This window comes from Synechococcus sp. W60.1, assembly GCF_047461575.1.
Lineage (GTDB): Bacteria > Cyanobacteriota > Cyanobacteriia > Thermostichales > Thermostichaceae > Thermostichus.
Genome location: NZ_JANSHL010000005.1, coordinates 127,029 through 153,855, shown reverse-complemented (window position 1 = coordinate 153,855; position 26,827 = coordinate 127,029). Strand labels below are relative to the sequence as shown.

Annotated in this window: 29 protein-coding genes, 1 tRNA gene and 1 riboswitch; of the genes, 18 read left to right on the top strand and 12 right to left on the bottom strand. The window is 58.6% G+C overall.

Annotated elements, in window-relative coordinates; translation table 11 throughout:
* Positions 1-246 precede the first annotated feature (246 nt).
* The 3 genes from NW805_RS07065 (at position 247) to NW805_RS07055 (ending at position 2,631) form a co-directional block, all read left to right on the top strand.
* On the top strand, positions 247-1,194 hold the full coding sequence (locus NW805_RS07065) for a sugar phosphate nucleotidyltransferase (protein ID WP_414422077.1): 948 nt from the start codon (positions 247-249) through the stop codon (positions 1,192-1,194).
* A gap of 49 nt (positions 1,195-1,243) precedes the next feature.
* Positions 1,244-1,954 carry a class I SAM-dependent methyltransferase gene (locus NW805_RS07060; RefSeq protein ID WP_414383573.1) on the top strand — a complete coding sequence of 237 codons (711 nt, stop codon included), beginning with the start codon at positions 1,244-1,246 and terminating at the stop codon, positions 1,952-1,954.
* 134 nt (positions 1,955-2,088) lie between these two features.
* On the top strand, positions 2,089-2,631 hold the full coding sequence (locus tag NW805_RS07055) for an NYN domain-containing protein (protein ID WP_414422076.1): 543 nt from the start codon (positions 2,089-2,091) through the stop codon (positions 2,629-2,631).
* Here NW805_RS07055 and NW805_RS07050 read toward each other — a convergent pair.
* From NW805_RS07050 to NW805_RS07035, 4 genes are all read right to left on the bottom strand, one after another.
* Positions 2,628-2,864 (bottom strand): hypothetical protein, encoded by a 237-nt coding sequence (locus NW805_RS07050; protein ID WP_414422075.1) that lies wholly within the window; start codon positions 2,862-2,864, stop codon positions 2,628-2,630. The genes NW805_RS07055 and NW805_RS07050 overlap by 4 nt on opposite strands.
* Before the next feature lie 106 nt (positions 2,865-2,970).
* A complete protein-coding gene (locus tag NW805_RS07045) occupies positions 2,971-3,849 on the bottom strand; it encodes a dienelactone hydrolase family protein (protein ID WP_414383579.1) in 879 nt (292 codons plus the stop codon).
* A gap of 399 nt (positions 3,850-4,248) precedes the next feature.
* Positions 4,249-4,650, bottom strand: coding sequence for a YraN family protein (locus tag NW805_RS07040; protein ID WP_011433700.1), 402 nt, complete (start codon positions 4,648-4,650; stop codon positions 4,249-4,251).
* Between the two features lie 23 nt (positions 4,651-4,673).
* Positions 4,674-4,796 (bottom strand): hypothetical protein, encoded by a 123-nt coding sequence (locus tag NW805_RS07035; RefSeq protein ID WP_011429573.1) that lies wholly within the window; start codon positions 4,794-4,796, stop codon positions 4,674-4,676.
* 415 nt (positions 4,797-5,211) lie between these two features.
* Between NW805_RS07035 and NW805_RS07030 the strand changes: the two genes are divergently transcribed.
* On the top strand, positions 5,212-5,811 hold the full coding sequence (locus tag NW805_RS07030) for a TMEM165/GDT1 family protein (protein ID WP_414422074.1): 600 nt from the start codon (positions 5,212-5,214) through the stop codon (positions 5,809-5,811).
* On the opposite strand, the gene NW805_RS07025 is transcribed toward NW805_RS07030, so the two are convergent.
* The gene (locus NW805_RS07025; RefSeq protein WP_414422073.1) at positions 5,724-6,221 is read right to left on the bottom strand and encodes a hypothetical protein; all 498 of its coding nucleotides are present in this window, start codon (positions 6,219-6,221) and stop codon (positions 5,724-5,726) included. The two genes, NW805_RS07030 and NW805_RS07025, sit on opposite strands and share 88 nt — an antisense overlap.
* A 377-nt stretch (positions 6,222-6,598) precedes the next feature.
* Between NW805_RS07025 and wecB the strand changes: the two genes are divergently transcribed.
* From wecB to NW805_RS07005, 4 genes are all read left to right on the top strand, one after another.
* Complete coding sequence (gene wecB / locus NW805_RS07020; RefSeq protein WP_414343264.1) at positions 6,599-7,735, top strand: non-hydrolyzing UDP-N-acetylglucosamine 2-epimerase; 1,137 nt, start codon at positions 6,599-6,601, stop codon at positions 7,733-7,735.
* A gap of 156 nt (positions 7,736-7,891) precedes the next feature.
* Positions 7,892-8,467, top strand: a complete 576-nt coding sequence (locus NW805_RS07015) for an ureidoglycolate lyase (protein WP_041437468.1) — start codon at positions 7,892-7,894, stop codon at positions 8,465-8,467.
* Between the two features lie 794 nt (positions 8,468-9,261).
* Positions 9,262-10,377, top strand: a complete 1,116-nt coding sequence (ftsZ, locus tag NW805_RS07010) for a cell division protein FtsZ (protein WP_414417158.1) — start codon at positions 9,262-9,264, stop codon at positions 10,375-10,377.
* A 69-nt stretch (positions 10,378-10,446) separates the two neighbouring features.
* Positions 10,447-11,424, top strand: a complete 978-nt coding sequence (locus tag NW805_RS07005) for a D-alanine--D-alanine ligase family protein (RefSeq protein WP_414422072.1) — start codon at positions 10,447-10,449, stop codon at positions 11,422-11,424.
* A 44-nt stretch (positions 11,425-11,468) separates the two neighbouring features.
* Here the strand turns inward: NW805_RS07005 and NW805_RS07000 are convergent, their stop codons facing one another.
* Positions 11,469-11,966 carry a hypothetical protein gene (locus tag NW805_RS07000; RefSeq protein WP_414422071.1) on the bottom strand — a complete coding sequence of 166 codons (498 nt, stop codon included), beginning with the start codon at positions 11,964-11,966 and terminating at the stop codon, positions 11,469-11,471.
* 170 nt (positions 11,967-12,136) lie between these two features.
* Here NW805_RS07000 and bchM point away from each other — a divergent pair, with 170 nt between their 5' ends.
* The gene (gene bchM, locus NW805_RS06995) at positions 12,137-12,802 is read left to right on the top strand and encodes a magnesium protoporphyrin IX methyltransferase (RefSeq protein ID WP_414330343.1); all 666 of its coding nucleotides are present in this window, start codon (positions 12,137-12,139) and stop codon (positions 12,800-12,802) included.
* Positions 12,803-12,942: 140 nt separating this feature from the next.
* On the opposite strand, the gene NW805_RS06990 is transcribed toward bchM, so the two are convergent.
* The 4 genes from NW805_RS06990 to NW805_RS06975 all read right to left on the bottom strand — a co-directional run bounded on the left by NW805_RS06990 (position 12,943) and on the right by NW805_RS06975 (position 16,395).
* Complete coding sequence (locus tag NW805_RS06990; RefSeq protein ID WP_414422070.1) at positions 12,943-13,671, bottom strand: HEAT repeat domain-containing protein; 729 nt, start codon at positions 13,669-13,671, stop codon at positions 12,943-12,945.
* Between the two features lie 106 nt (positions 13,672-13,777).
* A complete protein-coding gene (locus tag NW805_RS06985; protein WP_011433685.1) occupies positions 13,778-14,548 on the bottom strand; it encodes a peptidylprolyl isomerase in 771 nt (256 codons plus the stop codon).
* Positions 14,549-14,624: 76 nt separating this feature from the next.
* Positions 14,625-15,380, bottom strand: coding sequence for a hypothetical protein (locus NW805_RS06980; RefSeq protein WP_414330350.1), 756 nt, complete (start codon positions 15,378-15,380; stop codon positions 14,625-14,627).
* 82 nt (positions 15,381-15,462) lie between these two features.
* Entirely contained in the window at positions 15,463-16,395 is a 933-nt protein-coding gene (locus tag NW805_RS06975) for a DUF1517 domain-containing protein (protein ID WP_041437464.1), read from the bottom strand.
* Positions 16,396-16,617: 222 nt separating this feature from the next.
* On the opposite strand from NW805_RS06975, the gene NW805_RS06970 reads away from it, so the two are divergent.
* The 3 genes from NW805_RS06970 (at position 16,618) to nusB (ending at position 20,644) form a co-directional block, all read left to right on the top strand.
* A complete protein-coding gene (locus NW805_RS06970) occupies positions 16,618-17,478 on the top strand; it encodes a Cof-type HAD-IIB family hydrolase (RefSeq protein WP_414330353.1) in 861 nt (286 codons plus the stop codon).
* An 11-nt stretch (positions 17,479-17,489) separates the two neighbouring features.
* Entirely contained in the window at positions 17,490-19,649 is a 2,160-nt protein-coding gene (locus NW805_RS06965; RefSeq protein ID WP_414422069.1) for an ATP-dependent helicase, read from the top strand.
* Positions 19,650-19,768: 119 nt separating this feature from the next.
* Complete coding sequence (nusB, locus tag NW805_RS06960; protein WP_414422068.1) at positions 19,769-20,644, top strand: transcription antitermination factor NusB; 876 nt, start codon at positions 19,769-19,771, stop codon at positions 20,642-20,644.
* A 5-nt stretch (positions 20,645-20,649) separates the two neighbouring features.
* On the opposite strand, the gene NW805_RS06955 is transcribed toward nusB, so the two are convergent.
* Positions 20,650-21,093: a DUF29 domain-containing protein gene (locus NW805_RS06955; RefSeq protein WP_414422067.1), complete on the bottom strand. Its 444-nt coding sequence runs from the start codon at positions 21,091-21,093 to the stop codon at positions 20,650-20,652.
* A 143-nt stretch (positions 21,094-21,236) separates the two neighbouring features.
* Positions 21,237-21,308: transfer RNA gene (locus NW805_RS06950), tRNA-Gly, on the bottom strand.
* 233 nt (positions 21,309-21,541) lie between these two features.
* On the opposite strand from NW805_RS06950, the gene ssuE reads away from it, so the two are divergent.
* The 6 genes from ssuE (at position 21,542) to NW805_RS06920 (ending at position 26,823) form a co-directional block, all read left to right on the top strand.
* On the top strand, positions 21,542-22,069 hold the full coding sequence (gene ssuE / locus NW805_RS06945) for an NADPH-dependent FMN reductase (protein ID WP_414422066.1): 528 nt from the start codon (positions 21,542-21,544) through the stop codon (positions 22,067-22,069).
* Positions 22,070-22,301: 232 nt separating this feature from the next.
* Positions 22,302-22,383: riboswitch (Glutamine riboswitch) on the top strand.
* 79 nt (positions 22,384-22,462) lie between these two features.
* On the top strand, positions 22,463-22,636 hold the full coding sequence (locus NW805_RS06940) for a DUF4278 domain-containing protein (RefSeq protein WP_414374634.1): 174 nt from the start codon (positions 22,463-22,465) through the stop codon (positions 22,634-22,636).
* A 799-nt stretch (positions 22,637-23,435) separates the two neighbouring features.
* The gene (gene secG, locus NW805_RS06935) at positions 23,436-23,675 is read left to right on the top strand and encodes a preprotein translocase subunit SecG (protein WP_414422065.1); all 240 of its coding nucleotides are present in this window, start codon (positions 23,436-23,438) and stop codon (positions 23,673-23,675) included.
* A gap of 12 nt (positions 23,676-23,687) precedes the next feature.
* On the top strand, positions 23,688-24,341 hold the full coding sequence (locus NW805_RS06930) for a YqiA/YcfP family alpha/beta fold hydrolase (protein ID WP_414343667.1): 654 nt from the start codon (positions 23,688-23,690) through the stop codon (positions 24,339-24,341).
* Between the two features lie 66 nt (positions 24,342-24,407).
* Positions 24,408-25,142, top strand: a complete 735-nt coding sequence (locus tag NW805_RS06925; protein ID WP_414343669.1) for an HAD family hydrolase — start codon at positions 24,408-24,410, stop codon at positions 25,140-25,142.
* Positions 25,143-25,179: 37 nt separating this feature from the next.
* Positions 25,180-26,823, top strand: coding sequence for a gamma-glutamyltransferase family protein (locus tag NW805_RS06920; protein ID WP_414422064.1), 1,644 nt, complete (start codon positions 25,180-25,182; stop codon positions 26,821-26,823).
* The last annotated feature ends 4 nt before the right edge of the window (positions 26,824-26,827 follow it).

Sequence of the window (26,827 nt, the reverse complement as noted above, 5' to 3'; positions counted from 1 at the left end):
TCTCAGGATTGAGCTTATGAATCCCAATTGAGATTGAAATATCTCCTCCAGAAAGGCATCCCCTGAGACTTGCGATCAAGACTCGTGCTGTGTTGCCCGGGGGGGCAATCCGTATCCCTCTGTGGGCAACGGAGAATCGACGTTCTGGGTAGCAGAAAACATTTGGCTCGACCCAATGGATCCCCCCTAGCAACTGGGCGGAGAGGATGTCAATATCTTTGGAAGAGAACGGGGCTGAGGGTGGTTATGCAAGCGGTGATCTTGGCGGGTGGGAAAGGAACTCGCTTACGGCCCTTTACCTTTTTGCAACCCAAGCCTTTGTTGCCCCTCCTGGATGTGCCCTTTTTGGAATGGCTGATCGGGCGCTGCCGCCGAGCCGGCCTGACAGATATTTTGCTCAGCGTGGGTTATCTGGGCCAACAAATTGAGGCTGCTCTGGGAGATGGCGCTGCTTTGGGGGTGAAGCTCCGCTACATTCCCGAAGAGACGCCTTTGGATACGGCAGGAGCTTTGGTGCTGGCTCAGCCCTATTTCACCGGGGATCCCTTGGTGGTTTTCAATGCCGACATCCTCACGGATCTGGATTTGCAGGCGTTGATGCAATGTCATGTGCAGAGCAAGGCCATTGCCACCCTCACCCTCGCCCGCGTGGAAGATATCACCGCCTATGGCCTGGTGGAAGTTGGGGAAGGGGGCCAGATCCAATCTTTTCGGGAAAAACCCACCCCTGCAGAAGCCCTCACCCTCATCACCGACACGATCAACGCCGGCACCTATGTCTTGGATCCGGCCATTTTTAAAGACTACCCCAGTGGGGATCCCCTCAGCTTCGAGCGGCGTGTCTTCCCCGATTTGCTCAGGCAAGGGCACCGGCTGCAAGCTTATCTCCACACAGGCTACTGGCGGGATCTGGGCACGCCAGCCAGCTATTACCACGGCCAACTGGACATTCTCCTGGGTCGAATGACGGATTTTCCCCTGGAAGATGTGCAGCAACAGGCGCCGGGGATATGGGTGCACAAAACGGCTGAGATCCATCCCAGCGCTCAACTGCACGCCCCCTGCTACATTGGCGCCCACACCCGGCTGGGATCCCAAGCTCAGATTCCAGCAGGCACCATCCTCGGCAGCCACAGCTGGGTAAATGGATCCCTGCAGCCGGGAGCCTACGGGCCGAGAGTCCTGGTAGTGTAGGTTAAGTGCAAGTTAAGTCCACAACCATCCACGACAAAGCCATCAACAGATGGAGTTACCACAAACTGGGGAACGCTGGGATCCCTACCTTGCCTCTGTGGCTGCTCGCTTCAATCGGGAGCTGGAAATTCAACTGGGTCGGCCAGGTTGGCAACTTCCCCCAGACCTGGAGCAACTGCCTTTTTGGCAAGCCCAGCAGCGGGATCACCTGCAAGAGCGCCTCGGGATCCCCTTTTGGCAACTGCGTGCCCCCAAAAAACGGGAAGCCTGTTTGGATTTGGGCTGTGGGGTAAGCTTCCTGACCTATCCCTGGAACGATTGGCAAGCCTACTTTTACGGCCATGAGCTGAGCGGTGAGATTGTGCGCTTTATTCGCTCGCGGGCACCCCAGCTTAACTCCAAGCTGTTCAAGTCAATGCAACAGGGATCCGCCCACCATTTGGAAAACTACGAGTCGGAGCAATTTGATCTGGCCATTGCCACCGGATTTTTGTACTACTACCCGATTGAGTACTTCGACGCGGTTTGGGCAGAGTTGATGCGAGTGTTGCGACCGGCTGCACCTGTGATTATTGAAGTGGTCAATCCCGACTCGGTGTGGGCGGAACAATGGGGCCTCATCGAGCTATTCAAAGGCACCGAACCGATTTTCACCCCCCTAACGGAGTGGGAGCGGCGCATCGCAGCCTTGGGGGGCAAAATTCAGAAACAGGCCAGTGGCGAACTGTTCACCACCTATTGGATTCAGCGCAGACCGTGATCTGCTCACAACCGGGAAAGTATCGGAGCATTCGGAGTAGTGGGGTAACCTTTAAGGCTGGGTACTAAGATTAAAAATAAGATAAAGATTAAGATTAAGAAGTGTGATCCCGGACAAGGGATCCACCGCCATCCATGCAAGCCTCCTCTCCCACTTTCCTCTTGGTTGATGGCTACAACATCATCGGAGCTTGGCCCACCCTGAGCCAGTTAGCGCGTCGCTCCCTGATGGAATTGGCCCGTCTGCGCTTGGTGGAATCTTTGGCCAACTATGTGGCCTTCCGGGGCTACCAGGCGACCGTGGTGTACGATGCCTACGCCCAACCCACTCCAGCCCGGCAAGAGCGCTCCCCTTCGGGTATCGAGATCCTGTATACCTCCTATGGCGAGACCGCCGACAGTTGTATTGAACGGCTGTGTGCCCAGTTGCAGAGGGATGGGTGTCGGGTACGGGTGGCTACCTCCGATCGTGTCCAGCAGTTGGTGATTGGCGGCTACAACGCCGAATGGGTCTCGGCAGAACAACTGTGGGATGAAGTGCAGCAGGCCCAGCAGCAGATCCGGCGCGTCCAACCAAAACGGCTATCGAGCAAGCGGGGCATTGATGCCTACTTGGATGCAGAAACCCTCTCACGCCTAAATCGCTGGCGGTTGTCCGGCCAAGATCCCATGCGCTAAATGCCATCGTAGGGAACGGTGGGAGCTCCATACCAAAGATGCTCCTCATCTGGCGAGGCAGTAGGCAACTGCTCCTGTGAAGGATCCGCTACCTCTGCTGGAGCCAGCTCCTGCTCATCTACCAACACCAGCACCCGCACAACTCGATTTTTGGGCAATTGTTCCTGCGCCTTCATGGGCAAGATCAGTTGACCTTGGCTGTCGGTACGGGCCCAGAACTCATGCGCTTCCATGCTGTTTCCCTGAGATGGCTAGGAATATACCAGCTTGCCCCAAGCTCTGCCTTCGGCGCAGTCAAAAAAAGACTCCGTCCTGCCGACGGGAACAGATGAGATCCCATCATTGAGACCGGGATCCCTGGGCCAAGCCGTGTTCTCGAAACCAAGCCTGCAACCGTTCCCAAGCGTCACCAGCCGCTTCTGGGCGATAGGTGGGGCGATAATCGGCAAAAAAGGCGTGGGGAGCATCCGGGTAGATGATCAACTGCGATGGATCTCCGCAAGCTTCCAGAGCTGACTTCATTTGCTCCACCGTTTCCAAGGGAATGCTGGTATCTGCACCACCATACAAACCCAACACAGGTGCCTTCAGGCTGGCTGCCACATCCAGCGGATGCCTTGGGGTTAAGAGTGTGGACTCTCCCACCAAACGACCGTACCAGGCAACACCCGCCTTCAAGCCGGGTCGGTGAGCCGCGTACAACCAAGTGATTCGACCACCCCAGCAAAAGCCAGTAATGCCCACCCGCTCTGGATCCGCACCTGAGTTGCCAATTGCCCAATCCACCGCCGCATCCAAATCCGACATCACCTGAGCATCGGGCACCTGGGAGACGATGGCGCGAATCTCCTCAAGGCTCTGCAGCTGAGAAACATCCCCCTGCCGGAAAAACAGCTCGGGAGCCACTGCCACATAGCCCAACTTCCCCAAGCGGCGACAAATGTCTTGAATGTGCTCGTGTACACCAAAGATCTCTTGCACCACCAAAACCAGTGGAAAAGGGCCAGAGCCGGTCGGCTTGGCACGATAGCCAGGGATCTCGCCATCTGGGGTGGGAATGGTGACGGGGCCGGCTTCCAATCCTTCGCTATCGGTGATGATGGTTTGGGCAAAGATCGGCTGTACTGCCGAGGCAAACCCAGCAGCGACGTTGGCCAGCTTCAACTGACGGCGCTTCCAGCTGCTGGAGGATCCCCCCTTGGGTTGCTCCGCATACATAGGCCCAATCCTCAAAAACACAAACCCCTCTTCTCAGGATAAACAATATTTTGTCTGTAAAGATTCTTTCTACTGACAGTCTCGATGCAAATCTTGCCTATCCTGTCTGAGATCTGCATCGTAGAGCTGTTAAGATCGGCTCGGCACAGCGATGCTGATCAACAGAAATGCAACTCAAGAGACAGTTAAAAATCAGTTAAAAACCGGAAATCTTTGGGTTAAGCATTTCAAGAAGCATCGATGCCATCTCGCACTTTGGAGCTTATTTGGCAGTTGCCGAAATTGTTGGATGATGGCAGCATTGGGCAGAGCCAAAAAGACAAACTGAGCGTTTGGCAATAGCGGCAAAACGGCAATTGTACTGGTGCAGATGGCCTTGACAAGTGAGATAAGTTTGCTTCAACAAATCTCAAAAGCCGCTGGCAGGTAATCAACCAAAGCGTAGCTTACCCCTTCCCTGGAGGCCCGACGTTCTATCAGCGCAACATCAAAACGGCAGGACAACTCGGAGAGGTGGGGATGCTGGCTCAAGAAGGCTTGGGCAGCCCGGATCAAGCGTCGCTGCTTGGGGATCCCAACCGCCAAAAGCCCGCCTCGATCCCAGCTACCGGGGCTACGGGTTTTCACCTCTACGAAAATCAGCACATCAGCTTTGTGGGCAACCAGATCCAGCTCGCCCCAAGGGCAGCGCCACCGCTGGGCCAGGATCTGCCAGCCCTGCTGACAGAGATATTGCCGCACCCAGCCCTCGCCGACGTTGCCTGTATTCTGGAGGGAAGCCCTTCTGGGCAAGGGATCCATAAAAAAATCACCAGCGCCCGGCTCTAATGAGCAGAGCCATTGCCGTGATACTTGTCGGTGTCGTAAAAGCCGTTGCGGGTGCCGAAGTAGAAACTTGCCAGAGAGAGGACAAGAGCAACCCCCACCAAGACTAACTTTGCATCCACGTGGTTTTCCCCTGATTTTCTCCTCAACCGTGATCATAATAGCCTGCCGCTCCTTCACAATCCTCTGGTAAGCGATGCGCGGCACTGATATCGGCCAAGGCACAGCAAGTCTTGGGGGATCCCATCGGAAATGAACTACTCCCACTGGGAGCTCAGCATGCTACCATTCAGACGGAAAGGGAGTAGTCAGGCGGCTTACCGCCCTCTGCATCGACATACTGGCTAAAAACAGCCCGGTGCAAGAGACAAAGCAAGCCCGGCAGGCTGCTTTGGTGACGAGACTTTCACTGAGTTCACGCAGAGGTGAGCTTGGTGAGTCCGTCTGACTTTCCCAGCCTTCACCTCTAGGTGTGAACCGATTCCACACACAAGAGAGGTTGGAGGCTAAACGATGTGGGCTGGTTTTGCGTCAAGTTTGCTGTTGGTTACGGTAGCGGAGTTTGGGGATAAAACCTTTTTTACCCCCCTGATTCTGGCTATGCGACACCCGCGCCGCTGGGTTTTCTTGGGAACGTGGCTGGCTTTGGCCGTGATGACCTTGCTGGCGGTGGTGGCCGGGAAGGTGCTTTTCAAGCTGCTGCCACCCCTGGGCGTGAGAGTGTTATCGGCTGGGGTTTTTGCGGCTTTTGGGCTAAGAATGTTCTGGCAAGCTTACAAGATGACTCCCCAGCAGGAAAAAGAAGAAGAGGAAGAAGCCCTCAGGCTGGTGGAGCAGGCAGAAGAAAAAGGGGCTGGCCGCAGTGGTGCTTGGGCTGTGGTGTGGGAAGCCTTTAGCTTGACAGCCTTGGCCGAGTTGGGGGATAAAACCCAGATTGCCACCGTCTCCTTGGCGGCTACCCACCCGGGATTGAGCGTCTGGGCAGGGGCTACCCTTGGCCATGGACTGATGGTGGGGCTGGCGGTGGTGGGAGGTCGTTTTTTAGCAGCTCACATCTCTGAACGCGCCGTGCATTGGGTGGGGGGCGGCTTATTTCTGGTGTTTGCGTTGCTGACCGGTTGGGAGTTGGCAGGATGAGGGATCAGCCAAATTCCTGTTCTGATGATCCGCCATCGGGCAGTGATCACGCCTGGCTCTAGGCTGAGGCGGCTGACGACAAGTTCCAGGGCTTGGTCGTCGCGGGTCTGGGTGACCAGCTCTGCTTCGACTTTGACCAGATCAGGCTTGTCCTCCAGGTCTTCGCTGTAGAGGGCACGCAGTTTGAGATGGGTGGGAGCTATACCCTGCAGGAGCAAGGCGCGGATGTGGGCCTCTGCTTGGCTTTTGCAGACAAATGAACACTCATAGACCAGTTCCAGTTCTGTGCCCTTTAGGGGCTGCTGGTTGATGCGGTAGCCCAGCGGACGCAGCACAACGTTGGAGATCAACACAGCTGCGGCCCCAATGGCAGCTTGGGGAATGTACCCCGATCCGGCAAAGGCTCCCACCGCGGCTGCACACCAGATGGTGGCGGCAGTGTTCAGGCCACGGACGCTGGCTCCTTCCTCAAGGAATCACGCCCCCGGCCAAAAAGCCAATCCCCGATACCACCCTTCCTGTCCAGCTCATCCGGTGAAAAATTGGTGGGGCAGCTGGAGGGGTAAGATCGGGGTGAGCAGCAATAGCCCCCTTGTGGTTCCTCTCGTCTCGACATTGCCCTCAGCCTGACTCAGCAGAGTCTACATCTCGGTGGCTTGCGACCTTGAGCAACCCACGCCCTTCGCCGCCTCTGTTTTGTTAGTGGTTTTTGTTAGTGGTTTGTTGGTGGCCTTGCTTCAATGAGCTGCGCTTCCCATCTCCTACAGGTGCCGATGTCCTTGAGCTTATGGCCTCTCTTCCCCTCGTTGCCGTGATCTTGGGCACACGGCCCGAAGCCATTAAGCTGGCCCCGGTGATCCAAGCTCTGCGTGCCAGTCCCCATCTGCGCACCGAGCTGATCTTGACCGGACAACACCGGGAAATGGTGGATCAGGTGATGCGGCTATTCGGTCTGCAAGCGGATCGGGATCTGGCGATCATGCGCCCCCGCCAAAGCTTGACGGACATCACCGAAGCCACCTTGCGGGGCCTAGAACTCTACTTTCAAGAGCAACATCCTCAACTGGTTTTGGTGCAGGGAGATACCACCACCGCCTTTGCGGCTGCCTTGGCAGCTTTTTACCACCGGATCCCGGTTGGGCATGTGGAAGCCGGACTGCGCACCGATGATCTCTACAATCCTTTCCCCGAAGAGGCCAATCGCCGCCTGATCTCTCAGTTGGCCAGCCTGCACTTTGCCCCTACCCCCCAAGCCGTTGACAACCTGAAGCGAAGCCACGTGGTGGGATCCATCCATTGCACCGGCAACACTGTCATCGACGCCCTACTGCAAGTGGCCTCCCAAGGGATCCCCTGCCCCATTCCCGGGCTGGACTGGCAGCGCTACCGTGTCCTGTTGGTTACCGTGCACCGGCGGGAAAATTGGGGGGATCCCCTAACCGCCATCGGCAAGGCTCTGCTGCAGATCTTGGCCGAGTTTCCCGATACCGCCCTTCTTTTGCCCCTCCATCCCAACCCCTTGGTGCGGGATCCCCTGCAAGCCCTGTTGGGATCCCATGAGCGGGCTTTTCTCACTGAGCCTCTGGACTATCCCCTCTGGGTGAGCGCCATGCAGCGCTGTACCCTCATCCTCAGCGACTCCGGCGGCATTCAAGAAGAGGCCCCTGCCCTGGGCAAACCGGTGCTGGTGCTGCGGCAGACCACCGAACGTCCTGAAGCGATTGCTGCCGGCACCGCCCGCCTGGTAGGCACACACCCCGAAAAGATCCTGAAGGCAGCCCGAGAATTGCTCACAGACCCACAAGCCTATGCCCGCATGGCCCAAGCCCAAAACCCCTTTGGCGATGGCACTGCCGCCCGGCAAATTCGCCACATCATCGAGCGGTGGTTTAACCCGCAAAGCCCTCGAGAAGAACAAAGTTAAGAATTAAAAGTTAAGAATTAAATAAGAATCAAAGATGTATAGACCGTTACCGGGAAAACCGTTTCTTTACCTATTGCTCTCAGTAAGACAATTAAGATAGAAAGCCTGACTCCAATCCAATTGACCCCAGTCCAATCAAGAGCGAGGATGCAAACCATGAGCACGACTGCAACTGCCACCACCGTTGTCCGGGTGCCGATTGTGGATGCCACCCCAGAAAATGTGCAACCCTTCGGCCAACTTATAGGGGACGATGTGGCCAATCCTGGGCTGGGGATCCCCTTTTATCAGGGGCGTGTCCTGGAAGGACAGAACATCGACTTTCAATACACCGGCAGAGCCGTTATCCGTACGGCTAAGATCCTGCCCGGATATCCACCTGTGCTCTGGCTGGAGCGCCACATGCGTATGACCCAGTTGTTTGTCGGCCTGGGGCAAGAGCCGTTCATCATGGTGATGGCTCCTCCCAACCATCCCAAAGCAGCTCCCGATCTCGACAAAGTACAAGCCCTGCGATTCCCTGCCGGGCATGGGCTGCTGCTGCACCTCGGCACGTGGCACGATTTCCCCATTGCCTGCGAGCGCCCCGTTGTGGTGCTAACCGCCAACTCCGAAGAAGTGGTGGAAGCCCTGGCCAGCATGGAAGATGCCCACGAAATGAATCAGGGAGATGTATTCAAAATTTCCCTCCCCCAACGGCTAAAAGCGGAGATCCACCTAGAGCTGGTGTAAACTACCCGACATCAACCGCTAGGCGGTACGGAGCGGGCTTTTAGTAGCCCTGCAGTTGGCAAGCCAACCACGAGCCTCTGGGGTGGTTTACAGCACCCCCAATCGACCGTTACCAGTGCCTTAAACAACCGTTTCTGGTGTCCGCAGCATTATTATAGCATTCCTCCCGACATCGACCCTACGGGTACAGTGCGGGGCTCCTGCAATTTCTAGCTGAATGCAAGTCCGGATCCCTGAATCTCTACAGGATGCCAAAGCCTCAGTTCTACAAAGTGGCGCTCTATCAGCCTTTGGCTGGATAGGGGACTCTTCGCCTTAACTGGGCCTTAACTAGGGCCAGACTCTTGTGCCGAAACCTCCCTTTGGACCCTTCTTCCCCTGCAAGGGTCTAAGTATTCGAGAACACCTATTCTTACACACAAAAGCTTCGAGACAAGTTCAGAGAGAAATGCCTCTAGGCAAGAAAGGCTACCTGAGATTCTGCCGACAGGCGTCTTTAGGAGGGCCGTATTCAGCGGGAAGATTCACAAACGTCGGCAGCGTTGGCATCTGGAGGGAGTTGCTCTATATTAAATCAGCTAGCATATTCGATATTTGCCAGAATTTAAGTTATTGTGAGAGCTGACATGCCATCCAATTGGTCAGACATCCATCCTCCCAATCCTGGGCAAGGGTTGGGTTCAGCCCAGTCTGCGCCTTCCCATTGGAATGAGCGCCACAGGGGAGAAGGCTCTCATGCCGAGTATGAGAGGAACGGATCTCAGACCAGAGCGGCGGATCGTCCAGAGGAGATCATGCCGAGCAATGCCGCAAAGATTAAGGTAGTAGGCGTGGGGGGTGGGGGTGGCAACGCGGTCAGTCGGATGGCGGCCAGCAACCTTGTGGGCGTCGAGTTTTGGAGCGTCAACACCGATGCGCAGGCCCTTGCCCAGTCCTCGGCAGTGAACCGCTTGCAAATTGGGCAGAAGCTGACTCGAGGCTTGGGTGCAGGTGGTAACCCGGCCATTGGCCAGAAAGCTGCAGAGGAATCCAGCGAAGAAATATCGGCAGCCATCAAAGGGGCAGATCTGGTCTTCATTGCCGCCGGCATGGGGGGAGGCACGGGCACGGGTGGAGCACCCGTCATCGCCCAAATTGCCAAAGCCAGTGGTGCCCTGACGGTGGGAGTGGTGACACGGCCTTTTTCCTTTGAGGGCAAACGCCGCAGCAAGCAGGCCGAGGAAGGGATCCAAGCGCTGCGGGAGGCAGTTGATACCCTGATTGTAATTCCCAATGACAAGTTGCTTTCGGTGATCTCCGAGCAAACCCCTGTCCAAGAGGCTTTTCGCGTTGCGGATGACGTGCTGCGGCAGGGGGTGCAGGGCATCTCGGATATCATTCTCATTCCCGGCATGATCAATGTGGATTTTGCCGATGTGCGCAGCGTGATGGCCGATGCCGGCTCTGCCTTGATGGGAATTGGCATGGGATCCGGCAAGTCCCGCGCCCGCGAAGCCGCCATTACCGCTGTATCTTCGCCGCTTTTGGAAACCTCCATCGAAGGGGCTAAAGGTGTCCTCTTCAACATTACCGGTGGGCCGGATTTGTCCTTGCATGAGGTCACGGTGGCTGCCGAGATCATCGCCGAGGCAGTGGATCCCGAGGCCAACATCATCTTCGGCACCGTCCAAGACGAGCGCATGCAGGGGGAAGTGCGCATCACGGTCATCGCCACCGGTTTCCAAGAGAAAGCCCGTCCAGCCGCCATCCCTGCTGCAACCAAAGTTTCTGCCTCCAACAAGTCGGGGGTTCCTAAGCCCACTCCCACGGGCTCTGGGCTGCCGCCTCGACAGCCTCCGGAGCCTGAGCCGCCGATGTCTGGAGGCTTAGATATTCCCGAGTTCTTGCGCCGCCGACGGCCCCCTTCGTAGGGTAGGGTGAAGGTATGCTGGTATCTTGGTGCCGGTTGTTGAGGGTGGGGAGTGCTTTGGGGTTAGGCCATGAACATTGTTGTCTTGGCGGGGGGGCGTTCGGCAGAACGTCAAGTCTCTTGGGTAACGGGTAAAGCCTGCAAACGGGCTTTGGAGGACCTGGGCCATCGGGTCAAGGTAATCGACCCAGATGAGGATCTGCCTCTGCGCCTTTGGCAGGAACGGCAAGCCGGCTGCGACTTCGTTTGGATTGCCTTGCATGGCCCTGGTGGCGAGGATGGGGTGGTACAGGGAATGCTGGACTGGCTGGGCCTGCCCTACCAGGGATCCGGGCCGCTGGCCAGTGCTCTGGCCATGGATAAGCTGGTCTCCAAGCAGATCTTTCGCGCCGCGGGGATCCCTACCCCCGATTGGCAGGTTTGGGACGACCAAAGCCCCCTCACTTGGGCTGACTGTGCGGCAGAGTTGGGATCCCCACTGGTGATTAAGCCCAGCAACAACGGCTCGACGGTGGGCATCAGCATTGTCCGGGATGAGAGGTCATTTGCTCAGGGGCTGGAGTTGGCCCGCTCAGTCTCGTCGCGGATTTTTCTGGAGCGCTATGTTCCCGGAAAGGAGATCACCCTCTCGATCTTGTCCGGCCAAGTTCTTCCGGCCATTGAGATCATCCCCGCCCAAGGCGACTTCTACGACTACGAAGCCAAGTACGCACCCGGTGGCTCGCGGCATTTGATCCCCTGTTCCCTCAGCCCGGCAGGGTTGGCCCGCTGTGAGGCAGCAGGTCTAGGGGCCTATCGGGTGTTGGGGTGCGAAGGCTTGGCGCGGGTGGATCTGCGGGTGGATCCCGAGGAAAATCCTTGGGTGTTGGAGGTGAATACACTGCCCGGCATGACCCCCACTTCCCTCTGTCCCGATGCGGCGGCAGCTCTGGGGTGGACGTTCACCGAGTTGGTGGAGCGAATGCTGCAGGATGCCTTGCAAAAAGCCCAATTGACCGGATCCCGGCGTTCTCAAAGTCCATCGGCGACCCTCGGCAACGCTCCCTGAGGCTTTTCCTAAGACAAGAGCCTCTACCCCAGGTTTTTGCTCTCTCAGAGAAGGGCAACCAGCAAAAGAACTACCCCAGCTCCGACAATCAGTACAGCTCCCCCCAGCCACACCCAGGAGATGCGGGATCCGCGGCCTTTGTCGGTTTTCCCGACAGGATTCTCTGGCGCGGGTTCAGGCTTTGAGTTGACCGAATCTGGGGCAACAACTGTTAGATCCTGCAACAAGAAGTCGCCTTTTTTTTCCAACAGAACTGTGGTTTCTTCTGAGGCCAGCAGCGGGTTCAACAAGGGGGCCGTTTGCTCCCACTCGTATTCAGAATGTCCCGACTCACGCCCGTACACCGTGACCTGCTCTAAGCCGGGCAAGCCCAACACTCTGAGCTCCGCCTGCACCCGTTCCATGAGATGGGGGTAGTCCACTCGGGCCGAGGAGGATCGATTCAGAAGAACATGCAGATGACCTTGGCGGCGTTTGACCGCGATTTTGACCGGGGCAGCCAACCGAGCCTGCAACGCTCGGGCAATCTCAGCTTCGGTCATGGTGCAGCATCCAAGGTGTGCAGGCTAATTCTAATACAATCCTAGAGCAACCGTGCAGAGGGCTACGGGGGCTCGGGGTAGAATGAGATGCGCATGGGCGAAGAAATGCCGGGTCTCGACAGAGCAGGGCGTTCCTCTTTTCTCTCGCCGGATCCCTAGCTGGAAGTTCTATGCAAGAGAAAACCATTGTCCGCGATTACTTCAACTCCGTTGGCTTCGAGCGCTGGCGGCGCATTTATGGTGAAGAAGAAGTCAATTTCGTCCAAAAAGACATCCGCCTTGGCCATGCCCGCACGGTAGAGACGGTGTTGCAGTGGTTGGGGGATCCCTCCGGTTTACGCATTTGTGATGCCGGATGCGGGGTGGGCAGCCTCAGCTTGCCCTTGGCCGCCAGGGGGGCACAGGTGTTCGCCAGCGACATCTCGGAACAAATGGTGAACGAAGCACGCCGCCGCCAGCAAATGGAGTTGGGATCCACAGACAACCCACACTTTTGGGTCTCGGATCTGGAGGAATTGACGGGGGAATACGATGTCGTCATCTGCCTCGATGTGATGATCCACTACCCTGAAGCCGAGGCCCTGCGCATGCTAAAGCACCTGACCCGCCTGGCTCGGTCCCGCCTGATCTTCAGTTTTGCCCCCAAAACCCCCTGGCTGACGCTGCTGAAGAAAGTGGGAGAGTTCTTCCCCGGCCCCAGCAAAACCACCCGCGCCTATCAACACCGAGAGGCGACCTTGGTGAGCCAATTAACCGAATGGGGCTGGAAAGTGCAGCAGCGACAAACCATTCGCAGCCGCTTCTACTTTGCTTGGCTCCTCGATCTGGTTCGGTGACACTCGATCTGGTTCGTTAAACGGGAATGAAACATTTTCGTCTAGCTCCCCTCTCCCTCTGGCAGCGAGGCTGGGAGTAGGGGCAGCAGCGTGGAATGCTTGGGGAGTGTCTCAATCTAGTTTAAAAATGACTATAACGATCAGCTGAGGTTATCCAGTTGCTCCAGCAAATCGGGATCCGCCAACTTTTGTAGGGCAAGCCGCGCGTCATCCCGCACCCCCCAATCGGGATCGCGACTGGCGCTGGTCAGCAATTGCCTTGTTAGCATCGTGTAAACAATGGGATCCTCGAGAGCCAGTTTCACCTGTTGCCCCAGGATCCCTAAGCTCCAGGCACAGTTGCCGCGTACCGCTGCGATTGGATCTTGAGCCAAGCCCCGGCAGAGAGCTGCGACCACCTCATGCAATGCCGGGCCGGGCAACGCCTGCGCCTGAGCCAATTGTCCGAGGGCACTGGCAGCCCACAATCGCACTGCCGCGATATCCCCGGCCAACACTTCCAGCAACACCGGGTACGCCCGCGGATCCTTGGCATTGCCCAACGCCCACACCAAGCCTTTGCGCACATAGCCGTTCCAATCCCAGCGCAAGCCCTCGATCAGCACCTCCACCTCAGCGGGATCCGGATTCCGACCTAGGGCATAGGCCGCTCCCACCCGCACCAACGGGCAGGGATCCCGGACTAGGGCCAGCAGGGGTTTAACGGCGCGGGGTTCTTCGATCTCACAGAAGGCGCGGGCCGCCTGCATCCGCAAATAAGGATCCGGATCCTGCAACTGCTGCAGCATCAGCTCCACATCCACCTCCGGCGGTGAGTGAGGTGGCAGCTCGTCTAGGGGCTCAAGGGGGGAAAAAGCGTCTTCTTGCATGAAAGGGTGCCCAGGTGTTGGCGGAGGGGACGAGGGCAAAACTTGCCCTTCCTCAAGGCAAAAGCCAGAGCCACAACAACCAAACCAGCAGCAGAGTTGCTGCCCATCATAAACTGCCGGGATCCTCCATCTGATCTGCTCTTTCCGGTTGGGATCCCGGCACCCTAAGCAAGTCCGCTCCTTCCAACACCCGCGCCGAGCGGATCACATCTCCCACCTGGATGCGCTCCACCCACTCCATCCCCTCGGTGACGTAGCCGAACACGGCATAGCGCCCGTCCAAAATCGGCAGAGCAGAGAGGGTGATGTAAAACTGGGAAGAGGCTGAGTCAAGTGGGCTAGAACGGGCCATGGCCACCGCCCCCAAACGATGGGGCAAGAGCAACTTACTCAGAGCAGCGGGATCCTGGATCAAGGTGTTGTAGCGGGGGTAGGGTTCCCCACGCAGCTGAATTTCCAGGGGGATGGTGCGCAGGCGGTTGCTCCCCGGCTCTGTTGCACCCCCTGTGCCGTCACCACGGGGATCCCCACCCTGCACCACAAAAGGCTGCGGATCCTTTTCCACCCGATGGAAGGTGAGGCCATTGTAAAAGCCCCGCTGAACCAAATCCACGAACTGGCCGCCGGTCAGGGGTGCCGCTTCCCCGTGGATCGCCAAGATCACCTTGCCTACCCCCTCAGCAGTTTGCACCTCCATCTCCACCACTGCCTTCCCTTGCAGTTGCGGGCGGCTAGCATAGGCCGCCGGGATCCCAGAGGGGGATTCTGAGAGGGGGGGTGTACTGCGACAAGCCAACAGCCCGAGACAGAGGTATCCCAGAACTAAGCCCACTCCCACTCTGCAGCGGCTCATTCGCCCCAGCTTGGCGAATTTCATCTGCCCCTTCTCCTTCAATCCAATCTCCCACCCTCCAGGCGCTGCTCAACCCAGCAGGGATCCCTATCCAGGTGATTCAGATCCGCTGCGACAGCCCCAACTGCAAGGTGACGCTTTGAGCGCCATTGCTCACCCTCACACCGTAGGGGCTGATGGAGGTAACCCGCCACTCTGCTTTCACCGCATGGCCAACAGCCACCTGACGTACTACGTTGTCGATCAAAATCAGAGCCTTGGGGGCACCTGGATCGTGGATCAATCCCACCAGCTTCATCTGCGGCAGAGGCTGGGGTGGGATCCGCGCTGGCACCGGAGGCGCAGGTACCCTGGGGGGAGAGGGAAGACCAGCCCCTCTTGAAGCAAGAGGAGCGGCAACAGTCGGCGGTTTTGCCGGTTCGACCAAGACAGCCTTTGCAGAATCCTCAGGTGGAGCTTTGGGGTTTTCATCCACATCAGCAGCAGTGGGAAGCAAGGGCTCCTGGTGAGCATCGGAATGGGAAGAATTGGGTGCCTCAGCCAAGGGATCCCGAGTGGCCTGCGAAAAAACCACCGCCCGCGGGCGCAGGGTCATCCAAAAAGCCAGCCCTGCCACCAAGGTAGCGGCCAAAGCCATACCCAGCAGTAATCCTCCGGCAGCAGAGAAGCGCCGGGAAGGCAGTGGGGGCCGTGTGCCGAGGTAAGGATATTCGCCGGCTTCTGACAGCCCCTCTTCCAAGCTGTTCTCCAAATCCTCGAACAGCTCATCCAACAGAGAATCTGCCTGCTTGACTTGGCCAGACCATGCCCAAGGCGAACGACGGCCTCTGCCCGCTGAAGCATCTAACCCGGACATACAACCTCCCTAGCCTGAGCGGCGGGGATCCCGAGGAGTTGAGACACTCAGCCAACAGTTGCCGTCTATCGCCCAAAGGCTCTCAAAGGAGCCGCATTTCCGGGTACTCGGTCAACAGCGCCTCTGCCGACAGGGTGTCTCCCTCCAACTGCGGCGTCCACAGCACTTCGATGGCCACAATCCGATCTGCCGGAATCGAAGCCAGCTGCAACAGGCACTGCCGCAGATCCGCCATGGAGTTAACTACAGGTAGTGTACCCAAGTTACCACGATACGCAACCAGTAGAGTTACCAGCAGGTACTCGCCAACATCTGGGATCCCAGCAGCAGATCGCTGCAGCGCCGCTTGGGAGACTTGTTGGATCTGGTTGTTGCGGTTGCTGAGGCTTTCGACGCTGAACTTGCTCCGTTCTTGTAAAGAGGCTTGATAGAACAGGGATTCGGCGCGGGAGAGGGGCAGCTTCTCCGCTTGGGCATGGCCATAGGCCCAGTAGTCGCTGTAGCGCATCAAGCCAAGGGTGACCTCTTGCAACAGTTGGCTCAGCCCTTCTGGCGACTGAGTATCCGCCTCCAGAGCCAGGGCGTTCATGTCTTTCTGCAGTTGCCGGGCGCTGGCCAGCAGTCCCACTTTTACCTGCGCAACAGTTACCTGGGGATCGCGAACCCCAATGCTATCGTCCCCTTCTTCGGATCTGATCCCCGAGCGCAGCGTCTGCACCAAAAAGCTACCTGCCCCAACCAAGAGCAGCAGCGTCAGCAGGCCGCCACCCCCCCCTCCCCAGAAAAAGGGCACCAGCAGCGGAAAACCAAAGCCGCCTCCATAGCTGGGGTAGACAGGAGCTGAGTAGTGCGGGCCAATCGAGCGGGGGGCAGAGAACGTCGGAGACCGGAAAGATCCGCCGCCAATGCGACCGCCACTGCGTGCCCAAACAGCGCCTATGGGAGCCAGGGCCAAGGTCAAGGCCAGGGCAATGGCCAGCAGAGGCCGGCAGACGCGACCGATTCGTTTCAGCATGATCACAATGTTTTCGTCCATCACGGGGCTAGTCTTTCTTAATTCTACGCTTTCTCGTTGGCGGGAATAGGGGCGGAAACCGATCCCCCACCCGGCCATCTCACTTGTTCAATTCTTCTGTGTTGATTCTTTGTGTACTGAGCCGGCCAATGACCGTCAACCAATCGAGGCAGAGCCATGCTACGGTCTGGAAGGTTGCCAGGAGGAGGGCAAACAACAGCAATGCAAACTCAGGCTAACGTCCAAGCCGAGGAAAGAGAGCGGGCATCTTCTCCACCCCGTGCCCAGATTCGGCTGTTGGTGGTGGATATCGATGGCACGATTGCCGGGCCTTCCAACCAGGTTTCAGAGCCGGTTCGGGAGGCCATTCAGAAGGCCAAAGCAGCAGGGGTGCGAGTAGCCATCGCTACGGGTCGCATGCATCGTTCTGCCGAGCGGTTCCACTACGCGATTGGGGCCGATATGCCCCTATGCAGCTACCAGGGGGCTTTAATTCGGGATCCCGATAGCCAAAAGACCCTAAAGCACTGGAGCCTGGACTGGCCGCTGGCCGAGGAGTTGTTGCAAGCGTTGCAGGATCAGCCGGTGGGGGTTCACCTCTACATCGATGACCAGCTCTACTTACGGGAGCTGAGCCCTCTCAGTCAGGCCTATGCTGAGCGCTCTCAGGTGCCGTTCCAGATGTTCTCTTCCGCCCAATACGGACGAAGCCCCACCAAGATCCTGGCTGTTTCTGAGGATACCGAGTTCCTGCAGGAATTGCAGGGATCCCTGCGGCGGCGGTATTCCCCTGACCAGCTCTACCTCACCCGTTCAGAGCCGATTTTTCTCGAGGCTACCCATCCGGCGGTGAACAAGGGCAATGCCGTTCGTTTTTTGGCCGAGGAAATGCTGGGGTTGTCGGCGGAGCAGGTGATGGCCATTGGCGATGGCGACAACGACATTGAGATGCTGCGGTATGCGGGGATCGGGGTGGCGATGGGAAATGCCTCGCCAGCTCTCTTGCCCCATGCCGATTGGATTGCCCCTCCTGTGGCAGAAGACGGGGTGGCGGCAGCCATCGAGACCTTCATCCTCAGCTAGGCAGGGATCCCATGCTGGGTCTGGCTTCTTCTCCCTTTCCTGAGGTCACCCTGCGTCCGGCGCAGCAACAGGCGTTGGCCTACCAATCGGGGCCGCTGGGGATCGCCGCCGTTCCGGGGAGCGGCAAGACCTTTATTCTGGAGCTGTTGATCGCCGATTTAATTCTCAATCGGGGGATCCCACCGGAGCGCATCGGGGTGTTCACCTACATGCGTTCGGCGCGGGGCAACTTGATCAGCCGCATCAATCAACGTTTGCAACGGGCGGGGTATCCGGATCGCTTTACCCAGGCCTTTACCCTGCATTCTTTGTCGTTGCGGGTGTTGCGGGAGGCCCCCAGCCGTTGGGAGGAGCTGTCTATTTTGGAGGGATACGAACAGGAGCGGTTGCTCAGCCGCCTGTGCCGCGCTTGGCTCGTCCGCCATACTCAGCTTTGGGAGCCGCTGATCCCCGGCGACAACAACCCGCAAAAGATCGCCCAAAACCGAGCCCAGTTCCGGCGCAGTTTCCAGCAGATGGTGCAGGTGGTCATCAGCAGGGCCAAGAATCTGCGCCTGGGGCCAGAAGTGATCCCCAGCGAGGGCTATCTGGGCTGGGCTGCTCCCATCTACGCCGGTTATCAAGCGGAATTGCGTCGCCTGGGCAAGTTAGACTACGACGACCTGGGCTGGCAAGCAGTGGATTTGATCGAGGGCAGTCCAGAGCTGCGGGAGCAGGTGCAGAACTGGTACGACTACCTGTTCGAGGATGAGGCCCAAGACAGTTCCCCCCTGCAGGAAGAGCTGCTGCGGCTGCTCAGCCAACGCACCGGCAACCTGGTGCGGGTGGGGGATCCCAACCAGAGCATCATGGGCACCTTTACCAGCGCCGAGCCGCGGCTGTTTCGCGCCTTTTGCCAGGCCAGTCCTCAGGTGGTGCTCTTGGATGAATCCAGCCGCAGCGCCCCCCAGATCATCGCTTTGGCCAACCACCTGGTGGAGTGGGTGAATCAGCAGCACCCCATCCCGGCTTTGCGCACCGCTCTGGCCCCCCAGCCCATTCAACTGGCCACCGCCGGTGGCCAAAACCCCCCGGCCAGCGAGGGTGGTGTGGACTTTCTGCGGGTTGTCGGATCCCCGGAGGAGGAGCTGCAACAGGTAGCGCGGCAGGCCATTGCAGCCACCCAAGCTTTTCCCGGCCAAACGGTGGCCATTCTGGTCACCACCAACGAAATGGGGGGCAAGGCCCTCAGCTATCTCCAGGAAATGGGAGCGGAGCGGGTGATCGACCTGCTGCGGGGCAGTCCCAGTCAGCGGCGGGTGTTGTTGCAGCTCAAGGGAATCATCGACTGGTTTGCCCAGCCCACTGCCCCCACTCGCTTGGCTGCTGCTGTGGATTGCTTGGCGGATTGGGCGGGGATTCCACGTGCTGAACTGGGACCGATGTTGAGCTGGATCCGCGCCTCTCTGCCGGAGCGGCTGCTATTTCCCAACTTTGGTGAGGCTCCCGCTCTGCCCGATGGCCCGCCTTGGCAGAACTTGGGCAGGCTGCTGCGCACCCTTGCCGGTTGGCTCCGGGCCGGGCGCTCCCCTTGGCCGGAGGTGCTGAATGTGATCGTTCAAAGCCTCTACCGCAAGCCGGAAGAGCTGTTTGTGGGTCGCTATGTAATCGATCAGCTGGAGCAGGTGCTGGGATCCCTGGCCGAAACCGATTGGCAGGAGATCGCCCAAGAATTTCAAGTGATTCTGGATCACCGCCTCAACAACTTGCCTTCGGAGATCTTCGCCTTCGACCCCGAGCCGGGCAGCATCACTGTCACGACTCTGCATCGCGCCAAGGGGCTGGAATGGGATCAGGTCTTCATCCCCCAAGTGTCGGCCTACGAGTTTCCCACCCAGTACGGGGAGCGAACTCTGGGGCTGAAGTTTTTGGATGAAGTGGATATGCAGGCAGAGGCCCTGGCTCAGTTGCGACAGCTCAGCCCCAAAAGCTGTTGGGATCTGCAGGCCGACTCGGCCACCAAGCAAGCCTTTTTGGACTTGGCAGCGGAGCGGCTGCGGCTGCTGTATGTGGGCATCACCCGCAGCAAACGACGGCTCACCCTCTCGGTATCCAGCCAATCTCGCTTTGGCACAGAGCAGAGTTCATCTTTGGTGTTTCGGGTGTTAAGTCGCAGTTTTAGGGCCGGTTGACCGGGTGAGTCTCTCGTTCTTCATGGATTGGCAACCTGCTAGCATGGCTAAGCCCGATAGCGCTTGCGCGCCGCCTTGCGGCAATGGGGCAGTCTTTCAGAAGCTATGGATATTCTGCAATGCAACCTCGGCGTATTGCCCGCGAACTGGCCCTGCTGGGGGTCAATCAACTGCCAGCCACGGCGGCCAAACTGAGCGAAAAACAACTGGAGGACTTGCTGCTGGCAGCCATCCGCGCCCTGAGTGAAGAGACCCATGAAACCCTCTCCACAGCGGCGGCGGAAATCCAGCGCAGCGACCGTTTGTTGCACGAGAGCGATCCTCTATTGTTGGCCGATTCGGATCCCAAGGAAGAGGGTGGATCCCGCTCCGTCACCCTCCGCCTTCAGCAGGCCCAACGACACCTGCAGCGCCTGGAAATCACTCTGAAGGAGGCGGACGTTCCTGACCCCAATGCCTTACGGGGGGAATTGCTGGAGCTAATCCAGCAGGTGCAAGTGGCCCTCGGCAACGCCGGCCAAGCCTTAGAACACCTGGAACAGCGGCTGCACAGCGTCCGCCACATCTTGGATGAGGTTGTCCAGTTGTCCCAAAGAGCAGTCAACCGGGTGGGCGTTGCCCTGTCCATGCCGGAACTGTTGTACATTGCCCAATCCCAAGAAGTGCGCGCCTACGCTTTGCAACTGTTAACTGCCCTGCGAACCCACAAGGAGGCGATTGATGCTCGTTTGCAAAAGGCTTTGGTGGGTTGGCAATTGCAGCGGGTTGGTCGGATCGAACGAGATATCCTGCGCCTGGCGGTGGTGGAGATGGAAATACTGGCCAGCAGCCCCGTGAAGGTTGCCATCAACGAAGCTGTAGAATTGGCCAAAAAATACGGGGATCCTGAGGCCGCCGCTTTCGTCAACGGAGTGCTGCGACGGGTAGTGGACAGCCAGGTGGAGACCCACCGGGGTCGGGATCCCTCCCTCCCTGGTTCTGGTTCCGGGGGCTGAGCAGATCACTGGGGATCTTCCTTGCCAGGATAAAAGTCGGGATCCATCACCTGCTCAAATGTGTAGGGACACTGGGCAGGCAGATCTGCTTCAGACAATGGTGTTTCTCTCACCACCAACAGGATCCCGTCCTGGTGAGCCTCTTGCAGGGCTGCCGAAAGATCGGGCTTGAGGCTGGGACTGTCTTTGAGCAATCGCTGGATCTGGCGGCGTTGTTCAGTAATCGTTGCCCGCCAACTTTTGCCTCGCAGGTGGGGTTGCAATTGCCACTTCAGCAAATGCCCTACCAGGATCCCCAGCCGGTGCAGCAATTCCCGGCGTTCTTGCCTGCCCAAAGCCTCGATTTCCTCCACCAAGTTGGTGATATCCAGTTGATCCCACTGCCCCGATTTCAGCAGTGCGGCTTGCTTTTGCGTCCAGGCATAGAAGTCGTACTCGTAAAGTTGCATGCTTCATTGCCTAACTGGGCACTGGCCAAGGAGATCTTACTGACCCCGAACTACCCCTTTTTACCTTGAGCTCATTGATTTCCCGGACTAGGCCAAGCCCGGGAATGCTTGCGGAAAGCGGGTTTTGCCGGTTGGTTGGGGAAAGCGGGCGATGAGACTCGAACTCACGACATCCAGCTTGGGAAGCTAGCGTTCTACCACTGAACTACGCCCGCGTAAATCAATCTCAAGTTTAGCAAGCTGAAACCCTTGCTGAATCTAACCTATCACGTTCCCGACCCCTTGAGTAGGTGGGGAGTCGGGGGGCATATTTTGCCCGCAATTTGACCAGCAGGGAATGACGTCGAGAGACAAAGCTATCGTGCATGCTGGGGCAGGGCGAGAGTGGGTTAATCATCTTTCACGTGGGATCCCTGGTACAACTGAGGCAGTATTCTGTCTGCGGCCTATGTCCAGCATCCTCCTGCTCTCCGGTAGTCCCAGCACTCCTTCTCGCTCAGGAGCCGTTTTACATCACGCTGCCGGGATCCTGTCCGATCTGGGATTGACCACTCAGTTTGTTTCGGTGCGGGATTTGCCCCCAGAGGATCTGGCACTGGCCAAGTTCGATAGCCCTCAACTCAAGGCAATTCAGCAAAAGGTGGCCCAAGCTACCGGGATCGTCATCTCTGCTCCCGTTTACAAAGCCTCCTATCCAGGTGTGTTGAAGGCACTGCTGGATTTGCTGGATCAAGACGCCTTTACCGGTAAAGTGATTCTCCCCATTGCCACCGGGGGAACCCTGGCCCATCTGCTGTCCATCGACTTTGCGATGAAACCTGTGCTGGCGGTGATGGGGGCAACCCACATCCTGAGAGGGGTTTATATCCTGAGTTCTCAAATTCAGTTGGACGCTGCCGGAACACTACAGCTAGAGGCCGACATCGAGGAACGTCTGCGAGCAGGGCTGCAGGCACTTGCGCAGGCGGTGAAATAGAAGAAATCAGAATTTTGCGGAGACTGGCCGAATACGGGATTGGTGCCCTGGGCCCGGAACCGGTTGCGGCAATCTATTCCGAAAAGTGCATAGGTGATTGCCCAGTCAGGCCCGAGAAGCCGCGGAAGAGCCGACGGCAAGGGATCCCTTTTGCGGGTATGGCCGGATTAAATTTCTATAAATCCCCCAAAAAACCTGCAAAACCGTAAGTTATGATACAGACATAGGATAAATCGTTCACCTCTGCAGTTGGCTCACCAGTGGCTTGGAGCTGTGCAGAGACGGAAGTAGGGGTCTTCCCGAAGGAACGCGCCTCAACTGAATCGCGCCACTCTTTCCGTGGCGTAGGGCCCAACGACAACAAACTCAACCCTTCGTTGATGGAGGCGATATATGAAACTCTCTTTCCGTGGCAACACCTTTGACTACGTTCCTGCGCATACTCAGCTCAGCGATGAGGAGTTGCAGGCTCAGTATCGCGGTCAAACCTTCTGGGCGCATCACACCAGCAAGAAAGCGATGCCTCACCCTCATCAGCCCCTGACCTACCGGGGCGTAAGCTACTGAGGTGAATACTGTTTGCCCTTGTAGGTGAGGTGGGGATCCTCTGGAAATCTCCATAGGGGCTGGATAAAGACTGGGCGGCCCCGTTTGGGGTCGCCTTTTGGGGCAAAACAACTGGAGCAAAACAACACCTCCAGAAGAGATAGCTTAGCCCAGCCAGTTCAGATTCTCAAGCAAGATCGATATCCATCGATATCTTCTCGATATCTTCGTCCGCCAGCTTCTCTCCCCGTCTAGTGACCTGAAGGATTGCGTCGAGGCTGCCTGGGGACAGGTTCTATGTCTTCTGGAGTGGGTTTGCTGGAAGGGTGAGGTGGACCTTGCCAAGGTTGACCTCAAAGGGAGGAGCCAAATCGGTCGCAAGTGCTGGGGGACAGTCAGCAACAGCTGGGCTGTCGGGGGGCCTCAGTGCCCTGAATGCCGGTACCGGGTGCATCGGGACCCAGCCTCAGCCTTGGGAACTGTGCTGGGTGGATTAGAGGTTGTTTTGCGAGCTGGCAGTAGCCAGGGAGGCTGGGGAAGGGAAGCCACCTGTCCAATCGTTTTGTCGGGGGTTGTAGACCCAGGCAAGTGGCAGGGGGCAGGAATGCCCAGCCGCGAGGTAAGGACTCCGTCCTGCTGACGGGAAGGGAAGCCTGTGCTCTGTCCGCAGGACGAGCGCCGGGAGGATGCCACAGAAGATGGGTGGGTCTGCACCTGCCAACTTGATTCTGAAATGGGAGCGATGCCGAGACAGGGTGCGCTAAGATGCGGTTCCAAGCGATAATGGCCTTAGCAACTTGCCCTACAGGGATCCGCTGCGATGGAAGTGTTTTTCGAGTTTCTCTGGTCGGCTTCGGCCATCTTGCTGGTGATCTTGGTGCTGCTGCACAGCCCTAAGGGGGATGGGTTGGCGGGCATTGGCGGGCAGGCCCAGCTGTTCTCCAGCTCCAAGAGTGCTGAGCAAAACCTCAACCGCATCACCTGGACGGTAGCGACCCTTTTCCTCTCCATCAGCGTGGTGTTGGGGGCGGGCTGGCTCTCGGCAGCCACAGGGCCATAGGGATCCCTTTCCGTGTTGGCGATTTACCTGCATGGATTCGGCTCTGGGCCGCAGTCGGCCAAGGCAACTTTCTTTCGGCAGCGGCTGCAGCAGGTGGGGATCCCTGTTCAGGTGCCTGATCTGAACCAGGACAATTTTGCCCAGCTCACCTTGACCCGCCAGATCCAGCAGGTTTCCAGCCAGCTTGCCGAGATGAACTACCCCCCTGTCACCCTCATCGGCTCTAGCTTGGGGGGCCTGGTGGCTGCTTGGGTTGCCGAACGACAACCTTGCGTGCAGCGCTTGGTGCTCTTGGCGCCGGCTTTTGGCTTTTTAGGCCATTGGCTGCCGCGGCTGGGGGCAGAGGCGGTGGAGACTTGGCAGCGAACCGGACAACTCATGGTGTTTCACTACGGAGAAGGCCGCCCTCTCCCTTTGGAGTACGGCTTTGTCGCCGATGCCCAGCGCTACCCGGATGGGGGGTTACGACGGCCTGTGCCCACCCTAATTGTGCACGGGATCCAAGACGACACCATCCCCATTCAAGCCAGTCGAGACTATGTGGCCCGTCGCCCCTGGGCCCAACTGGTGGCGGTGGAGAGTGACCACGCCCTGACGGATGTGTTGGATCCCATCTGGCAGATCACCAGCCGCTTCTGCGGGTGGGGGATGGAGACGGGGCAGTAGGGTTGTTAAGAGGATCCCTGTCCCGTGCTTGCCCATTCGCGAAAGCGTCGCGTAGCGATAATGTCTATGCAATCCAAAGTGCTGTGCCTACAACAGGGGAAGGCTGACGTGACTGCCGGCTTGCTCTTCGATATGGACGGGGTGATTGTGGATTCGGAACCAATCCATGCCCGCGCCGGGGCCATTGCCCTGCAACGCTGCCACCTATCCCTGGACTTGGCCCCCATCTCCCTGCAGTTCAAGGGGCGCACCGACCGCGACATGTTCGAGTACCTTGTCCAACACCAGACGGACACCCCACCTGCAGAACGGCCCCTGCTGGTGCAGCGCTTGATCGAGGAAAAGGCCAAGGCTTTTGGCGAGCTGCTGGCAGAGGTACCCCTGGTGCCGGGGGTGCTGGAGTTTTTGGCGGCCAGCCGCCAGCGCTTTTCTGCCCTGGCCGTCACCACTTCGGCCATCCGCCGGGATCAAGCGCAGATTTTCCAGCGCTTCGACCTGCACCGCTGGTTTGACGCGGTGATTACCGCCGAAGACATTCAGCGGGCCAAGCCCGACCCAGAGCCTTACCTGAAAACGGCTGCCGCTGTGGGGTTGGATCCGGCGTTGTGTTGGGTGATTGAAGATTCTACCCATGGGATCCGCGCCGCTAAGGGGGCTGGCTGTTTTGCGGTGGGCCTCACCACGGCTTTCACCGCCGAGGAACTGCGCCACGCCGGGGCAGATGTGGTGGTGGACAGCTTTGCGGAGTTGGCCGCACTCCTGTTCGCGAGAGCGTCGCGTAGCGATAACCTGCCTGTGTAGGGAGCCCAGCCCATTCGCGAGAGCGTCGCGTAGCGATATGCCAGCACCCACTTTTTTGCGGCAGGCCCTGGATCGCTATCCGTTTGCTTCGCGGCGACGGGTGGTGATGGGCAGACAGGGATCCGTGGCCACCAGCCAACCTTTGGCGGCAATGGCGGGCATGGAGATGTTCTGGGTGGGCGGCAATGCTGTGGATGCAGCCGTGGCAATGGCGGTGGCTTTGACGGTGGTGGAGCCAACCTCCAATGGCATTGGCGGCGATGCCTTTGCTCTGGTGTGGGAGGGGGGGGAGGAGGGTCAGCTGTACGGGTTGAATGCTTCCGGTCGCAGCCCAGCCGCCCTGACGCCGGAGCGGTACCGGGACCATGGGTGGATCCCCCCCTACGATTGGTTAGCGGTGACGGTGCCGGGGGCAGTTTCCGCTTGGCAGACCTTGCACCGGCGCTGGGGAAAGCTGCCGTTCGAGCGTCTGTTTGTGCCTGCCCTTCGTCTGGCGCAAGAGGGATTTCCGGTCTCTCCCCGGGTGGCCCAACTGTGGCAGGCGGCGGAGTCCATCTATTTGCCCCTGCCAGATCCCCGCCACGAGGCCTTCAAGGCCGTTTTCTTTCCCCAAGGGCGTGCCCCACGGGCTGGGGAGCGCTGGAGCAGCCCCCTGCATGCCCAAACCCTGAAGGCCATTGCCCACAGCGGGGGTGAGAGTTTTTACCGGGGGGAGCTGGCGGAGAAGTTGCTGGCTTTCTCGGAGGCCACGGGCGGCTTCCTGTCCCCCGCCGACTTGGCCCAGCACCAGGCCGATTGGGTGGAACCCATCCATACGGATTACCGGGGCTACACCGTCTGGGAGATCCCCCCCAACGGGCAGGGCATTGCCGCTTTGATGGCGCTCAACCTTTTGGAGGGTTTTGAGCTGGGTCGGATCTCCTACGATGCCGGCGAGCGCTATCACCTGCAGATTGAGGCAATGAAGCTGGCCTTTGCCGATGTGAGCCGACAGGTGGCGGATCCGGAGTATGTGCGGGTCAGTCCTGCCCAGATGCTGGATAAGGCTTATGCACAGCGGCGGCGGCAGTTGATCGGGAGGGAGGCGATCCCCCTGGCCCAGCCAGGGCTGCCGGAGGGGGGAACGGTTTACCTGGCTGCAGCTGATGGTGAGTTGATGGTGTCTTTGATTCAGTCGAATTTCGATGGCTTCGGCAGTGGTCTGCTGGTTCCGGGCACGGGCATTGCTCTCCACAACCGCGGCACGGGTTTCACCCTGGAGCCCGGCCATCCCAACCAGGTGGGCCCCCGCAAGCGCCCCTACCACACGATCATCCCCGCTTTTCTATCCAGAGAAGGGATCCCCCTCGGCCCTTTTGGTGTCATGGGGGGGGCAATGCAGCCCCAAGGCCATGTGCAGGTGGTGGTGAATTTGGTGGATTACGGCCTGAACCCCCAGGCGGCTCTGGATGCGCCCCGCTGGCGAGTGCTGTGGGATCAGGGGATCCCGCAGGTGGCGCTGGAGAGCACGGTGCCGCCCCAGGTGGTGCGCGAACTCTCCGCCCGCGGCCATGCAGTGCAGGTGGTGGACGCAGAAGAGGATTGCGGTCTTTTTGGCCGGGGACAGATCCTCTTGCGGGATGGGGATCACTTCATTGCGGCTTCCGAACCCCGTGCCGATGGCCTAGCCCTGGCGTGGTAGAGTG